Origin of the sequence: Oenococcus kitaharae DSM 17330, assembly GCF_000241055.1 — a bacterium.
Lineage (GTDB): Bacteria > Bacillota > Bacilli > Lactobacillales > Lactobacillaceae > Oenococcus > Oenococcus kitaharae.
Genome location: NZ_CM001398.1, coordinates 1316388 through 1331016, shown reverse-complemented (window position 1 = coordinate 1331016; position 14629 = coordinate 1316388). Strand labels below are relative to the sequence as shown.

The window sequence follows — 14629 nt, the reverse complement described above, 5'->3', positions numbered from 1 at the left end:
TTAGGGATGCAAACGATTCAGGGTTCTTGGGAACGGAATTGTCTCACGGATATGATCCTCGCCAGCCACAAAACGAATAAAGCGTTCCAGGCCCAAACCAAATCCGGAATGTGGCACAGAGCCGTACTTCCTTAAGTCAAGATACCAATCGTATTCCTTTAAGTCCAAATGCTGATCAATCAGGCGCTGTTTGAGATAATCATAATCGGTATCCCTTTCAGAGCCGCCGATAATCTCGCCATAACCCTCAGGAGCCATCAAATCAGCCGAAATCACGACATCATCGCGTGTCGGATGACGTTTCATGTAGAAAGCCTTGATAGCTTTAGGAAAGTTCACAACGAAGAAAGGTGTCTTGTAGTAGTTAGCCAAAAAGGTCTCTTCCGGCGAACCAAAATCGACACCCCATTTGATATCAAAGTCATTGTCCTGCAGCAGTTTGACGGCGTCGTCATAGCTGACACGCGGAAAAGGCAGCTTTGTGTAACTGCGTAATTTGTCGGCATCACGGCCCAGCATTTCTAGTTCAGTCTGGCAATTGTCAACAACTCGCTGAATCAGATAAGCAATCATCCGTTCCTGAACATCCAAAGACTGTTCTTGGTGCATCCAAGCCATTTCGGCATCAATCATCCAAAATTCGGTCAAATGGCGGCGCGTGGAAGATTTTTCTGCACGAAAAGTCGGCCCAAAATCATAAACCTTGCCAAAGGCCATTGCGCCAGCTTCAACATATAATTGACCGGTCTGAGACAAATAAGCTGTCTGGTCAAAATAATCAACAGGAAAAAGCTCAGTGGTTCCTTCCGGTGCTGAATCAGTCAAGATTGGCGAATCAAATTTCAAAAAACCGTCCTGATAAAAGAAATCATAAATGCCACGAATGATTTCATCGCGAATTTTCAAAGTCGCATAGGGCTTTTGATGGCGCAAATATAGATGGCGCTGGTCAAAGAGAAAATCAGTGCCGTGTTCCTTAGGTGTAATCGGATAACCTTCCGACTCGCCGACCATGTCGATCGCGGAAACGGCCATTTCATAGCCGAAACTGCTGCGGGAATCTTCGTGAATCTCACCCGTCACATAAAAACTGCTCTCCTGCTTGAGATGTTCGGCTAATTTAAAAAGCGCCTCGTCCACATCTGCTGAAACGACGACACCTTGCATAAATCCAGTGCCATCGCGCAGCTGGAGAAAAGCAATTTTTCCGCTTCCCCGCTTTTGTCTCAACCAGACACCGATTTTAACTGTCTGTCCGACAAAATGAGGGACATCCTCAATTCTGATAACTTTTATTTCTTCTGACATAAATGCTCCCTGAAAACACTATAAACCTTCGATCACACGATAAACCTTGCCGCTTTTCAAATCAATTGTCAGATAATTAAGGGACTGATTCTGTCCTTCATAACTCAATTCCAATACCGGCCGCTTTTTGTAAATCGATGGTGCAAAAGAATAAACGTTGTGGACACGGTATTTTTTGTAAATCTGATCCAACCGGCTGTTAGATACCTGCTGGCTCACTGGTATTCGGCGAACCAGCTTCTCTTTGCTATTAAAAATGACCAGATACTCTTTTCCCTTGCTATTATCGCCGTATATCGAATAATAATTGCCGTTGCGGTCCGACGCTTTATAAGCCCTAACACCTGTAATGCCGGCCTCAGATTGTGCCAAAGAGGAAAAACGCGTAGCATCATCTCTGCTAGGCAGCAGAATAATGAAAAGATAAACAGATATCAAAACCAGCAAAAAAATACCGATACCGACAATAATCGCAAGTCGGTGGGCTTTATTTGATCGTTCTGCATTTTGGATTGTCGAATAGTTGTTCAAAAGGTTTTGACTTAAATTATATAAAAAAACAGCGTGAAATTCATTGTTTCAAAGATAAAATCGTGGCAGCCAGATCGGGAAATTCCCGACTTGAATACCAATTTTTCAAATAATCTTTCGCCTGTGTAAACATAATACTCGTCTTATCGATGTTCCCAGCCAAATCAGCCAGATCAGAAACACCTTTATCGATATCGAATATCAAATAATCATAGTAGGACAGAAATTCATGCTTAGTCACGAGAAAACTCGCCAAATCGGTGATCGCGATATCTGGAAACTCGTAATCATGCGTGCCAGCTTTGAAATAATCAAAGGTATCCGGTGACGTCTGATCGGCAAATAGGCTGTATAAAGATTCTGGAAAACCATTAACGATTTCATTCAAGTTGCCGCTTTTTGTCTCTGTCAGCCAGACCAGCAGCCTCAGCTTGGCCAATTGTTTTGTCGGGCTGTCTTCAATTGCCAAAGCTTCCCTGAATTTGCTCAAGCTGATAAAATCTTTGCGGCTGATTGGGTTAGCAAACAAACTGCGCTTTTCTGGCATCAGCAGCTGGGATTTTTCAAATACGAGCTTTTTTCTTTGCGGGTCCTCTTCGATAATCAAGACTTTTGCGCGCTTTGCTGCCAACTTCTCTGCCAGCAGTAGATAAGCATTGCTTTTGCCAAAACGCGGACGCGAGAAGACAGAAAAAGTTTTTGAACTGCCCTTTTTGAGTTTGGAGAGAAAAATATTGGCAAAACTTTCCTGTCGGGGCCTTAAAACAGCTGTCACAGGTGTCTTGCGAGTCAAAAAACGCCGTTTTTCCGTCAGCCATGCATGCAGATCATCTGCCTTTGCCCGGTGTACTTGTAAAAGATCCAGTTCTTTATAGTGGCTGCCCTTGAATTTTGGCTGGCCCTTAACCAGACTGAAAAGATTTTCCGTATTGCCGATCAGTGTTGAAGATGAGGCCGATAGATTTTTCAAAGTATTTTGCGAAAGCGACGCCATCCGGTCATGCAGTTTTAAAAACAATTGCGCCGTCGCATAAGCATCCTGATCGGCGCGGTGGTGTCTGGGAAGTGTGATGCCAAGATTTTCGACCAATTCGTCTAATTTATAACTTGGCATCGTCGGGAAAAGAATCTGTGCCAGTTGAACCGTATCGACTGATTCCAGACGCAAACGCCGCATCTTAATTCGCGAAAATTCACCATTCAAATAAGGAAAATCATAGTGAACGTTATGTGCAACAAAAACCGTGCCGGCCAGCTGCTCATGTATCATTAAAGCTAGATCCTCAAAGTAGGGCGCATCTTGAACATCAGCGTTTTGAATCCCAGTCAGTTCGACAATCTGCGGCGGAATCCGGACGCCTGGATTGACCATGGTCTGAAAGTTATTGATGATTTTCCAATTTTGTACAAAACTAATGCCGATTTGAATGATATGGCCGCCCTCTTTGAATGGCGCGGTCGTCTCGAGATCCACAATTGCAAAAGTTGATTTTTCATCCATCTACAAAATTTTACCTTTTTTACTACAATTAGTATTATGAATTTCGGATTTGGACAGTCACACGCAAAAGCACATCTCTTAGGAGAACATTCGGTTGTTTACGGTTATCCTGCAATTATCGCGCCATTATTGAGTTTGAATTGCAAGGCAGAGGTCATCAGTTCTGACCAGACATTAATTGAAACAGATAATTTTTCTGGCACCATGTATCAATTGAATTATCGTTTTTCCGGCATCTACAGCCTATTGACCGAACTGCTGAAATTTTTCCAGCAGCCTGATTTACCCTTTAAACTACATATCAAATCAAATGTCCCTTCAAAAAAAGGCCTCGGGTCTTCAGCGGCCTATTCAGTCGCCATCACGAAAGCCTTTTTTGACTTTTTTGATTATCAATACAGCGACGAGGAGGTCTATAACTTTTCTCAGATTGCAGAAAACAAAAATCATGGCAAATCATCGGGCGGCGATACTTATGCAGTTATGGCGGACGGGCCGATTTTTTTTGACAGCAGCAAAGACGCAACTATTTTAAAGCTCGACACGGAAGCCTATATTGTTATCGCCGATTCTGGAACAGCCGGCCTCACTTCGCAAGCTGTCAAATTAGTCGCCGATAATTATCATAGAGATCCAAAAAAATACGGCAGTTATTTTAAGGAAATGGGCGCCATTGCTGAAAGCGGCCGTGAAGAAATCATTGCCGGTGATTTAGTGGATTTCGGAGATTTGATGACCCGCAATCAAAAACTGCTCGCACAACTAGGTGTTTCAACACCCTATCTGGAACGATTAATCAAAATCGCGATTAAAAATGGTGCACTTGGAGCTAAATTAACCGGTGGGGGCCTAGGCGGTAGCATCGTGGCTTTAGCAAGTGATAAAGAAACCGCTAATCAGATTAAGAGCGCCTTGTCACAATCCGGTGCGACCGGCAGCTGGATTTCAAAAATATAATGACTCAAGCACGCGCCTATACAAATATCGCTTTAATTAAATATTGGGGAAAATCGGACATCACTTGGAATCTGCCAACCAGCAGTTCAATTGGCCTGACTTTAGATCAGCTGTATACCGATACGCGTGTTGACTTAACCGATGATCTCAAGCAGGATCAGTTCATTTTAGACGGTCAGCTCGCCAGCAATCCTCGAATTATAAAAGTACTGGATTTTGTGCGTCAGCAGACTGGCAGCCACAAGTATGCCAAGATCACTAGTGAAAATCACGTGCCGAATTCAGCTGGATTAGCTTCTTCTGCCTCAGCTTTTGCAGCTTTTGCATTAGCAGCCAGCGATAGTTACGGCCTGCCAACTGACCGTCCGTCCCTTTCTCGTCTGGCACGCCTTGGATCTGGTTCAGCCAGCCGCTCTGTCTATGGCGGCTTTTCGATTTGGTATCAAGGGTATGATCATCAGAGCTCTTTTGCACAAAGTATTTTAGACCCGGTCGACTTTGGCATTCGTGTCATCGATGTTTTGACAGACAAAAAGACAAAAAAAATCCCTTCCAGCCAAGGCATGCAGCGTGCCCAAAGCTCGCCTGACTACTCAAATTGGCTTTCACAGAGTAAAATGCAAATCAGGGAAATGATAGCTGCAATCAAAAACAAGGATATTGAAAAAATCGGCCTGATTGCTGAACGAAACGCCATGGGGATGCACGCACTCAATCGCAGCGCTGATAAGCCTTTTGACTATTTTGCCGGCGAGACTTGGGCCGTGATCAATGACATACATCGTCTTTACCATGCCGGTATTCCAGCATTTGCAACGATTGATGCCGGGCCAAACGTTAAAGTGATTACTGATAGCCGGTCTTGTCAAAAAGTCGCTGACCAGTTGAAAAACTTTGGCGAAATTTTAATTCAAAAGCCCGGTCCAGGAGTCGTTCATGTCTGAAATGAGAGTGCCTGGCAAATTAATGCTGGCCGGCGAATATGCTGTCACAGTTCCAAAACATTTGGCGCTGGTGTTTTCGATCAATCGTTTTATCTCGCAGACCAAGTCCGAACTCGTCAACCGCCAAGGTGTTAAATACGGCCTTGGTTCTTCGGGTGCCTATGCCGTGCTGAAAACCAAAAGCGACAATCTGCTGCCCCTGTCTGATGACGAGTTGTTTTATAAAGCACTGGCTTTTTCACGCCAGCAGCAGCCTCAAAATTCCGGCGCCGATATTGCTGCCTCGACTTATGGCGGCCTGCTGCTCTATGAAAACGGCCAGCTGCCGATCCAGGCGCGTTTTCCAGAATCCTGGCACCTGTTGGTTGGCTGGACCGGGCAACCTGCTGTAACCAGCGAACTTGTCAAAAACAACCAATTGTCACAGAGCTTTATTCAAACTTCCGACCAAATCGTGCGAAACATGTTTACAGCCATCAAAGATCGGAACTTTGCTGCCTTTAGCCAACAGATGCATTTAGCAGAAGACAATCTTGAAAAGCTGACTGGCGTCATGACACAAAAGATCGTCCAAGGTATTCGTGCCGCCAATCGGTGCGGGTACCAGGCTAAAATCTCCGGAGCTGGTGGTGGTGATAATATTATTGCCTTTACAGAAAAAATTGATGATATTCCTAAGATTCAGCAAGAATGGCGGCGGATCGGCATTGTCCCGCTGGATTTACACGTATACTATAAAAAATGACCGACAAAACACAAAAAATTGAATCTGCTCATGCTCACCGAAAAGACGAACATCTTAGTTTGGCCATTTGGCAGTGGCGAAACAACCGACCCTTTAACGATTTGCGTTATCTGCAATTGGATCGGCCGATTCTGCCTAACGTCGCTGTTAAAGACGTTGACACCTCCGTTACACTTTTCGGCCACCGATTCCAATGGCCTTTTTATATTGAAGCTATGACCGGCGGCAGTCTGAGAACAGGCGCGATCAACCAAAAATTATCCCAAATAGCTAAAAAATACGATTTAGCCATGGCTGTTGGATCTGAATCGATCGCTATTAAAGAAAAAGAGACACGCAAAAGTTTTTCGATTGTGCGAGAAGAAAATCCTGAAGGTTTTATTTTCGCCAATATCGGCGCTGGCCATTCCGCTCAAGATGCAAAAGAGGCCATTAAGATTGTTGATGCGGATGCTTTGGAAATCCACGTCAACGCGGTTCAAGAGTTGTCAATGAATGATGGCGACCGGGATTTTACGAAATGGCAGTCCAATATCACACAAATCATTGACCAGGTATCAGTACCCGTGATTATTAAAGAAGTTGGTTTTGGCATGTCGCAAACCGCTATTGAAACCTTATCAGCACTGCAGCCGGCAGCTATCAATGTTGCAGGATCCGGCGGGACTGATTTTGGCCGGATTGAAGAGAGACGTAACCGTACTCCCTTGTGGCAACTATTTGCTGATGGCCTGGATTCTGAAGATGATGATAGTGAAAACGACAGTGACGACCCAGAAATGGCAGATGTCCTGACAAGTAATGATTGCTTGGGAATCAGTACGTCTGATTCATTGCGTTTCGCTAGACAAGCCGACACGCAAACACCGATTATTGCTAACGGCGGCATCACAAACACACCAGAACTGTTCAACGCCTTGGCACTCGGTGCCAAAATGGCCGGTGTGGCTGGCTATTTTCTTTTTCAACTGAGCAAACATCAATTAGGCGAAACGATTGAAAGCTGGCAAAAACAACTGCCGCTGCTTTATGCCATGTATGGTGTCAAAAAAAGCAGCCAAATCGCTGCCTTAAAAGAATTGAACAGATAATTGATTTAATCGTGCAGGGTTGTTCGCAGCCCTTTGGGATAAAAGTTTTTAATCATATGATCTGAATAACGACCGAATGCAAGGCCGTTATTTTTTTTCGTGACAAGAACCCAGCCCTTTTGTAAAGGCACTGTCAGATTCGCAATCACATCGCCATGGACATAAGCTTTTAGCTGATCATCAGATAACTCAAATCGGTTAATTTCAGCACTATCAGCGGGAATTAAGCTCATTGCCAAGGATTGTGAAGGTACAAAACGATTTTTTTTCAGTTGGCCTAATTGCAAACCCAAACGCAAAACGCGTAAGCCTTTAATTGGTGGGCAGCCCTCTGGAAACAGATAGACATAATCTGCAAATTCAAATAAACGATCTAAGGGAAAGCTCAAACGACTTTCTTTGAAAAAAGTTCGGATGACGGGCAGATCTTTTTTATTCAGATTGCTCTTGAGAAGTTTCGTTTGACTGTCAGTTGGCTCGTCAGTCGCTTTGACCAGTTTGGCGACAAAATGACCCTCGCCTTGAAGCTTATCCGGCCACAGGCGCGCTGTTTTTTTCAACTCAGGATTATGGTCAGCCCAATCCGGGCGTCCGTCCTCGATCCCTTCCGGCTTATTTATCGGTAGAAGCTGCAAATCCGGATATTCTGAGAGCAGCCAGGCAATCACCTGCTCGTCTTCTTCCGGCGCAAAAGTACAAGTGGAGTAAATTAATTGGCCGCCAGGTTTTAGCATCAATAAAACTGATTTTAAAATCTCTTTTTGCCGATGAGCGCATTCGTCATTATAATCCGGATGCCAATAATCGATGGCATTCGGGTCTTTTCGGAACATGCCCTCTCCGCTGCAGGGCGCATCCAATAAAATCTTGTCAAAATAATTGGGAAACAAATCGGCTAACGCGTCAGGTTTTTCACAGGTAACCAGACAATTGTTAATCCCCATGCGCTCGATATTCTGGCTCAAGATTTTGGCGCGTCCAAAATTAATCTCATTAGCGACCAAAAGTCCCTGATTCTGCATATCAGCTGCCATTTGTGTCGTCTTGCCACCAGGAGCGGCTGCTAAATCTAAGACGCATTCATTGGCCGCAGCATCGACCACACGAGCAACAAATTGGGCACTGGCTTCTTGCGAATAGACCACACCGGTTAAAAAAGCGTCGGATTGACCGGAAATCTTGCCATAACGGCCGTTTTCCGGATTCCAAGATACTGGGTGCTTCTTAGATAAATCGCCGTAATCTTGCAGGTTTTTTAAAGGATTCAGGCGAAAAGCAGCAACCGGTTCAGATTGAAAAGAGGCCAAAAAAGACTCGGCCCGATCGCCTAGCAAATGCTGATATTTAGTAATAAAAGCCGCAGGCAATTTAAGCATTAATGGCCTCTTTAATCTTCGGAAGTAAAATGTCTGCGGCTTGCTGATGGCCGAGTTGGTTTAGATGGACACCGCCGTCGCTGGTCGGAAACTGCCAAGATGTATTTTTGATTAATGTGTAATTCGGATCATAGGATGTGACAACCGATTCAAAGACTTGTTTGAAATTACCATTAAAGGGTTCGACAATGATGATTTTGGCGTCGTGAAAACGTTTTTTTAATTCCCGGAGAAACATTTTCAGCGCAAAGGTAAATTCCTGCTGGTCGGCATCGCCGTCATTGGTTCCCAAATTCACGACCACACCAGCAATATCATCCCTTTGATCGATCAGGCGGGGCAAAGTCTCAGACGACAGCCAAAGAAAATCCATGGCAGTCGGCGGATAGATTTTGGCATGCTGCGTAATACCGCAGCCACCATAAGCGATCCGGACATTATTCAAATTCAAGGCTTCAGAGACTAAGAAATCCCAGCTTAAATCGGGGCGGTGTGCCGCTGTCGTCTTGTCCGCCAGAACTTTCTGCCCGTTAATAATCGAATCCCCAACAAAAATCAGTTTTTTACGATTTGGCACAGCACCTGTCAGCTGACCATTATGCGTAACCCCTTGCAAACAAAAATAGTCAGTCAGCGTCCATGTCCGTGCTTTTTCATAACTGATTGCTTGTGTCATGATACGGATTAAATGGTCTTCTTTTGGATCCAGTGACAAAATAATCGGATCGGCTGTCAGTTTTTCGGATTTAAAAACACCGCCATCAAGTGAAATCAGAATACGCGAACACTGGCCATCACGCGTCTTAGCAGCCCAGTCTAGGACAATTTGAGAACATTCATGGCTTTTTAAATAAATCTCAGCACCCAGATTTGTGGTTAGAATGTGCTGATGGTCAGGATCTTCAATCCAACTACCCAAAAAAGCATGTGATTCAATTGTGAGAGGAAAATTAATCATTTTGTAAAAAATCCCTTGGTGTGATGTCTGCCATGCCGATCATCGGATCAATCCGGCCGCTATCTATCAGCTGCTTACTTAATGTGAAAAGCCTCGGTGCAGCAGTCGGAGCCGCAGGTTCTGCCTCGATATTTGTTTCCTTTTGAGCGACTAACGTTTTTTTGCCACCCAGAAGGCTAACCAAATTTGTCTGGCGCAACGGTGTCGGATTGTTAATTGCATCCGTGAAAGCCGCTTGACTGCCGATCATAATTAAAGACTTTTCGGCTCGCGTAACGCCTGTATAGACTAAATTACGTGTCACAAAATTATTAAAGGTGCTGGTCAAGACAAAAATCACATTTTTAAATTCACTACCCTGTGATTTGTGGACCGTAGACGCATAACTGAGCCGGAGCTGCTTGATTTCGTTTTCTTTATAAGTGACGAGACTGCCGAGAAAATCGACCGATAGAAAACGTGAGCGGACCGGGCCTTGTAAATGGGCAGCTGTCACATAACCGATATCGCCATTATTGACACCTTTTTCCGGATCGTTTTCCTGCTGCATGACACGATCGCCCGGCAGAAAATCCGCCGACAAATCAACTTGACCGTCACTATCGATCAGAAAAGGCCGCGCCAATTGGTTCAATAAATCCACGAGACGGTTGGTCGGTGTGATAATCTGCAAATCTTCTTTTTTAATTCCGAAGCGCATGGCTGCTGACAAAATCCGATTGATGCCGCGATCCAACTGGTACTCTTCCAAAGCAAAAAAAGACACATCTTTGCTATTTTGAAACATAGCTGGATTAACGATACCTTGTTTCATATCCTGCGACAATAAATCGATGCCGGATCCCTTAGTCTGCCGGTGATTAGTCTGCAGCTGAACCGTGGCAAATTTCTCGCTCAAAATTAGATCATTTAAGATTTGACCGGCACCGACTGACGCCAATTGGTCCTTATCGCCGACTAATAATAGTGTACAGTGATTGGGCACGGCACAGAGAAAATGCTGAAACAGTGCCAAATCGACCATCGACATTTCATCAACTACGATCAAGCCCGCCTGAAGCTGATTGCTCTCGTCAAAATCAAAGTAGCCATCAGCCGTTGCACCCAGCAAACGATGAATCGTGACAGCTTCTTTACCGGTCACTTCTGTGATTCTTGCAGCGGCGCGACCAGTCGGTGCTGCCAAAAGAACTGTTTTCTTATGATCCTCTTCATCATTCTCTTGGGATTTAGATGCCGCAGCATGCCATTGATGAATCACTTCTTTGATGACGGTCGTCTTGCCAGTCCCAGGGCCGCCTGTCAAAATGGTAATCCGATTTTGGAAAACGGATTTAACCGCTGCTAATTGGTCTTTGTCTAAAGCAGCATCGGTCTTGGCAGCTAAGGGCTGCTTGTCTTTGGCTTCAGGAAAGGAAATCAAACGTTTTAAATCTTTGACAACTGCCCTTTCCAAATTGTAGCTTTCGACAAGGCTGATGCGGTCATCAATCAAAACGATGCGTTTTTTTGTCTTCAAAAGCTGCAGATTCTCTGAAATCTCTTTATCAAAGAATCCAGGGTCACTATGTAATAGAGCTGCCACAGCTGCAAACAGCTGTGTTTCAGTCAAATAAGTACCGCCGTTTTCCTGTTGATCACTCAATAAGGCATAAACGATCGCACCTTGGATCTGGGCCTTTTCGTCCTGGAAATTGTCGACTCGTGCCACCTGTTCGGCGCTATCAAAAGTAAAACCTTCAACTTGGCCGATAAATTGATAGGGATTTTCGGCCAGCATGGTCGTAAACATCAGGCCATATTCGTCAAAAAGCCGCTCGATCAAGGACTGGCTAAGGCCATATTTGCCCGTCTGACTGAAGGCCGAAGTTTTTTCCTGATTTTCCAGCAGTCCCTTTTTCAGGGTTGCCAGCTGCTTTTTTGTCAAAGAGAGTGTCTGCAGCTGACTATCATCGCTGGTCAACAGCTCGATTGTCTTGCTGCCCAAACTATCAACAACTTTTTCAGCTGTCGTCCGACCGATTCCGGGAAATAAATCCGAACTCAAAAAATCGACCAAACCATCATTATCATTGGGCAGCACCGATTGATAATCCACGACTTTGAATTGCTTGCCATATCGCGGGTGTTCAGTCAGCTGGCCGGAAAACTCGTAGGATTCGCCAACCTTTAAATCAGCGATCTCACCAGTCAGCGTGATCATGGATTCTTCCCAATTGAAATCACTGTCAGAAACCTTCGCCGAAAAAACAGCATAGCCACTATCGCTGCTGACAAAAAAAGACCGTTTTACACTTGCTGTTAATTCAGGCACGTAAACAAGTTTAACGCAAAAAAACAAGTGCTGTTGCGCACTTGTTCCAGAAATAAAATAGATTTTTAAACGGTTTCCAACACATTTCTGTCGATCAGCTGCTGAATTTGATAACGGTACTGTTCAACTAAAGGCTGATCCTGATCGTTTGAGAAAATATCAACATTTAAAGCCTCATTAGCTGTCAGGATCGAAACTTTAAAGCCGGAAACATCCTTAGCAAAGACAAGCTTCAATTTTCGCGAACCCGCAGTGCCCTTTTCAGGCTCCAAGAGTGTCGTCTTGGTCAAAGCGCCTGCATTATTCGGGAAAAATCCCAAATCGCGCAATGTAAATGCTTTAATGGACGGACTGATGCGATATGTCTGATCACCTTTTACTGAAACTGTCTCTGAAAATGCCATAACCCAATTATATCAGCTGACAGGCAGCAAGCATCTTATAAACCTTGAATAAAGTTCAACAATAACTTGGCTGACTTGCGGCCGGCTTCGAGCAAAAACTGATCAAAACTTTCTTGTGCCCCATCATCGGCTGAATCAGAAATGGCACGCAGGACGATGAAAGGTACACCGAAGTCATAAGCAATCTGAGCTACCGAAGCGCCTTCCATCTCGACAGCCATGGCATCAGGAAAATTGGTCACAATCTGTGTCTTCATATTTCCCATGACAAAGGAATCACCAGAAACAACCAAGCCAGTCTTGGCTTCAGGATTGGCTTCTTGAAAATCAGCTACCAGCTTGGCATCTGATTCGTAATAAAGGGGCTTCCCTGGCACAAATCCGACTGATCCAGCAAATTTTGTGTTATACACATCATGGTAAGCCAGGCGCTGAGCAATCACTTGGTCCCCAATATGCAGACCACTCGCCAAGCCGCCGGCAGAACCGGTATTAACGACAATATCCGGCTGATATCGATCCAAAAGAACACCAGTCGCCATGGCAGCTTGTGCCTTGCCGATACCGGATTCAGTCAGAATCACATCTTTTCCGAACATCGTGCCCTGAGAAAAATCTTGACCGCCGATTTGATCGCTTGAAATGCTGTCAAGCGCAGCCAGCAGGTCGCGTTTTTCCTCTTCCATGGGTGTAATAATGCCAATTTTCATGTGATGCGTTCTCCTTAAAGAAAAATAAAGTACAGATACAAAATGATGATCAATATAACCAGCACAGCAATCGCAATGTTCAGACGATATTTGAGCCGGTGGATTAAGCCTTCACGAGTCAGCTTTCCGTTTGAACCTAATTGAAATTTGCCGTTATGCGTTAATTTAAATTCCTGCTCATATTCAGGCTGGACTGGAACGATTTTTTCCGGATGTGTTTTTGCGTATTGCCGCTCGACTTCTTTTCGCCGGCGCAAACGCTGTTCGACATCCGTCTTCGCGTTCCTTTTGCTTACCCAATTGTTCAGTCTGCTTTTTAGCGACATAAATTAATCATACAAGCAAGCCCAAGTAAAATGAAGCTTAGCTAGCAAAACGGAAGGCAATCAGGATAAAGTTGACCAGGAACATGAGGCTGATGATCAAAACAACCGGATTGATTTGCTTGAACTTGCCGACGGTAATCTTGACCAGAATATAGAAGATAAAACCGGCCGCGATACCATAGGAAATCGAGTAAGACAAAGCCATGAAAATCGAGGTGAAAAACGATGGTACGGCAACTTCGAAATCATCCCACTGGATTTTCCTCAGCTGACCCATCATGGACATACCAACAACAATCAAAATCGGTGCGGTTGCCGAAGTCGGAATGACAGAGACGAATGGTGCCAAGAAGATCGTCAAAAGAAAACCGATCGCAGTCACAATATTGGACAAACCAGTACGCCCACCGGCAGCAATACCAGAAGCAGATTCAATGAAAGTCGTCGTATTGGAAGTGCCCAGAACACCAGCAGCTGTCGTTGTCACAGTATCAGCCAGCAAGGCACGGTCCATACGTGTTTTGAATCCGCTTTTATTTTCAGCGAATTCTTTTTGATCAGCAGCAGTGAAAATCTGAGTCTGTTCGCCGATACCCAGTAAAGTACCAATGGCATCAAACAAACCAGTCAAGCCCATGGCAAAGACTGTTGCTAACGTCAAAAGAAAATCATGCCAATTATTGAAAAGTGTTGGCATACCCTGGCCACCAAAACCAGAAAAAATCAATTTCGAAAACTGAGAAAAAGTCTGTGAAAGTGATTGTGTCCATTCAATATGGGTGCTGGTAACGCCCATAGGAATACCAATAATCGTGGTCACAATCATGGAAATCAAAAATGCACCTGGTACTTTGCGCAGCAAAAGCACAATTAAAATCAAAACACCTAGAAGAGACAAAATGACGGCCGGCTGGTTAAAGTTGGCCATCTCGGGCGTAACACCGCCGTTTCCAACCATGGAAGGTGTTCCCCAACCTGTAATAATATTGGCTTTATCAATAATAAAATTGATGAAACCGGCGTTTTTCAAACCGATGTAAGCCACAAAGAGACCAATACCACCAGCGATGGCAGCTTTTAACTCTTCAGGAATCGCCTTAACGATTGCCCGACGGCCGTGACTTAAAGTAATCACCAAATCAAAGACACCGACCAAAAAGACAACTGCCAGAGCCTGCTGCCACTTAAAGTGAAAGCCGAAGACAATGGTATAGGTAAAGTAGGCTTGCATCCCAATTCCTGGAGCAAGCGCAAAGGGCAGATTGGCAAATAGGCCCATGAAAAGCGTTCCGATCGTTGAAACAATGATCGAAGCTAGGAAAATGCCTTGTTTGGGCATGCCAGTCTGACCTAAAATCTGTGGATTTAGAAAGAAAATATAGACCATTGAGAGAAAAGTCGTAATCCCTGCGATTATCTCTGTCCGGACATTCGTGTGATATTTTTCAAGCTGAAACATGATTC

Annotated in this window: 14 protein-coding genes; 4 read left to right on the top strand and 10 right to left on the bottom strand. The window is 44.5% G+C overall.

All coding sequences use genetic code 11. From position 1 onward, the window contains the following. The 3 genes from asnS to OKIT_RS06685 are packed head-to-tail and all read right to left on the bottom strand — an operon-like array spanning nucleotide 1 to nucleotide 3340. On the bottom strand, nucleotides 1-1308 hold the full coding sequence (asnS, locus tag OKIT_RS06695) for an asparagine--tRNA ligase (RefSeq protein WP_007746370.1): 1308 nt from the start codon (nucleotides 1306-1308) through the stop codon (nucleotides 1-3). 18 nt (nucleotides 1309-1326) lie between these two features. Beyond that, nucleotides 1327-1839, bottom strand: a complete 513-nt coding sequence (locus OKIT_RS06690) for a hypothetical protein (protein ID WP_007746369.1) — start codon at nucleotides 1837-1839, stop codon at nucleotides 1327-1329. Nucleotides 1840-1879: 40 nt separating this feature from the next. Continuing rightward, nucleotides 1880-3340: an exonuclease domain-containing protein gene (locus OKIT_RS06685; protein WP_007746368.1), complete on the bottom strand. Its 1461-nt coding sequence runs from the start codon at nucleotides 3338-3340 to the stop codon at nucleotides 1880-1882. A gap of 36 nt (nucleotides 3341-3376) precedes the next feature. Between OKIT_RS06685 and mvk the strand changes: the two genes are divergently transcribed. Genes mvk through OKIT_RS06665 form a run of 4 tightly spaced genes read left to right on the top strand, consistent with a single transcriptional unit; the run spans nucleotide 3377 to nucleotide 7077 of the window. Further along, nucleotides 3377-4297 (top strand): mevalonate kinase, encoded by a 921-nt coding sequence (gene mvk, locus OKIT_RS06680; RefSeq protein WP_007746366.1) that lies wholly within the window; start codon nucleotides 3377-3379, stop codon nucleotides 4295-4297. Then, entirely contained in the window at nucleotides 4297-5241 is a 945-nt protein-coding gene (gene mvaD, locus OKIT_RS06675; protein WP_007746363.1) for a diphosphomevalonate decarboxylase, read from the top strand. The genes mvk and mvaD overlap by 1 nt, the downstream gene beginning before the upstream one ends. Next, the gene (locus tag OKIT_RS06670) at nucleotides 5234-5986 is read left to right on the top strand and encodes a mevalonate kinase family protein (RefSeq protein WP_007746362.1); all 753 of its coding nucleotides are present in this window, start codon (nucleotides 5234-5236) and stop codon (nucleotides 5984-5986) included. The genes mvaD and OKIT_RS06670 overlap by 8 nt, the downstream gene beginning before the upstream one ends. Next, nucleotides 5983-7077, top strand: a complete 1095-nt coding sequence (locus OKIT_RS06665) for an alpha-hydroxy-acid oxidizing protein (RefSeq protein WP_007746361.1) — start codon at nucleotides 5983-5985, stop codon at nucleotides 7075-7077. The genes OKIT_RS06670 and OKIT_RS06665 overlap by 4 nt, the downstream gene beginning before the upstream one ends. 5 nt (nucleotides 7078-7082) lie before the next feature. On the opposite strand, the gene OKIT_RS06660 is transcribed toward OKIT_RS06665, so the two are convergent. The 7 genes from OKIT_RS06660 to OKIT_RS06630 all read right to left on the bottom strand — a co-directional run bounded on the left by OKIT_RS06660 (nucleotide 7083) and on the right by OKIT_RS06630 (nucleotide 14624). After that, nucleotides 7083-8453, bottom strand: a complete 1371-nt coding sequence (locus tag OKIT_RS06660) for an RsmF rRNA methyltransferase first C-terminal domain-containing protein (RefSeq protein ID WP_007746360.1) — start codon at nucleotides 8451-8453, stop codon at nucleotides 7083-7085. After that, nucleotides 8446-9411, bottom strand: a complete 966-nt coding sequence (locus tag OKIT_RS06655; RefSeq protein ID WP_007746359.1) for an SGNH/GDSL hydrolase family protein — start codon at nucleotides 9409-9411, stop codon at nucleotides 8446-8448. Before OKIT_RS06655 ends, OKIT_RS06660 begins: the two co-directional genes overlap by 8 nt. Beyond that, a complete protein-coding gene (gene recD2, locus OKIT_RS06650) occupies nucleotides 9404-11725 on the bottom strand; it encodes an SF1B family DNA helicase RecD2 (RefSeq protein ID WP_028291730.1) in 2322 nt (773 codons plus the stop codon). Before recD2 ends, OKIT_RS06655 begins: the two co-directional genes overlap by 8 nt. Before the next feature lie 65 nt (nucleotides 11726-11790). Further along, the gene (locus tag OKIT_RS06645; protein ID WP_007746351.1) at nucleotides 11791-12129 is read right to left on the bottom strand and encodes a DUF1831 domain-containing protein; all 339 of its coding nucleotides are present in this window, start codon (nucleotides 12127-12129) and stop codon (nucleotides 11791-11793) included. Between the two features lie 35 nt (nucleotides 12130-12164). After that, nucleotides 12165-12839 carry a 5'-methylthioadenosine/adenosylhomocysteine nucleosidase gene (locus OKIT_RS06640; protein WP_007746347.1) on the bottom strand — a complete coding sequence of 225 codons (675 nt, stop codon included), beginning with the start codon at nucleotides 12837-12839 and terminating at the stop codon, nucleotides 12165-12167. Nucleotides 12840-12853: 14 nt separating this feature from the next. Next, nucleotides 12854-13165, bottom strand: coding sequence for a hypothetical protein (locus tag OKIT_RS06635; protein WP_007746346.1), 312 nt, complete (start codon nucleotides 13163-13165; stop codon nucleotides 12854-12856). Nucleotides 13166-13202: 37 nt separating this feature from the next. After that, nucleotides 13203-14624, bottom strand: a complete 1422-nt coding sequence (locus tag OKIT_RS06630) for an NCS2 family permease (protein ID WP_007746345.1) — start codon at nucleotides 14622-14624, stop codon at nucleotides 13203-13205. Nucleotides 14625-14629: the final 5 nt, after the last annotated feature.

Coding starts and splice junctions, on each gene's coding strand:
- mvaD (WP_007746363.1), top strand. CDS start 4,297: ATGACTCAAGCACGCGCCTATACAAATATCGCTTTAATTAAATATTGG.
- OKIT_RS06660 (WP_007746360.1), bottom strand. CDS start 8,453: ATGCTTAAATTGCCTGCGGCTTTTATTACTAAATATCAGCATTTGCTA.
- OKIT_RS06645 (WP_007746351.1), bottom strand. CDS start 12,129: ATGGCATTTTCAGAGACAGTTTCAGTAAAAGGTGATCAGACATATCGC.
- OKIT_RS06630 (WP_007746345.1), bottom strand. CDS start 14,624: ATGTTTCAGCTTGAAAAATATCACACGAATGTCCGGACAGAGATAATC.
- OKIT_RS06640 (WP_007746347.1), bottom strand. CDS start 12,839: ATGAAAATTGGCATTATTACACCCATGGAAGAGGAAAAACGCGACCTG.
- OKIT_RS06665 (WP_007746361.1), top strand. CDS start 5,983: ATGACCGACAAAACACAAAAAATTGAATCTGCTCATGCTCACCGAAAA.
- asnS (WP_007746370.1), bottom strand. CDS start 1,308: ATGTCAGAAGAAATAAAAGTTATCAGAATTGAGGATGTCCCTCATTTT.
- OKIT_RS06635 (WP_007746346.1), bottom strand. CDS start 13,165: ATGTCGCTAAAAAGCAGACTGAACAATTGGGTAAGCAAAAGGAACGCG.
- OKIT_RS06655 (WP_007746359.1), bottom strand. CDS start 9,411: ATGATTAATTTTCCTCTCACAATTGAATCACATGCTTTTTTGGGTAGT.
- mvk (WP_007746366.1), top strand. CDS start 3,377: ATGAATTTCGGATTTGGACAGTCACACGCAAAAGCACATCTCTTAGGA.
- OKIT_RS06670 (WP_007746362.1), top strand. CDS start 5,234: ATGTCTGAAATGAGAGTGCCTGGCAAATTAATGCTGGCCGGCGAATAT.
- OKIT_RS06685 (WP_007746368.1), bottom strand. CDS start 3,340: ATGGATGAAAAATCAACTTTTGCAATTGTGGATCTCGAGACGACCGCG.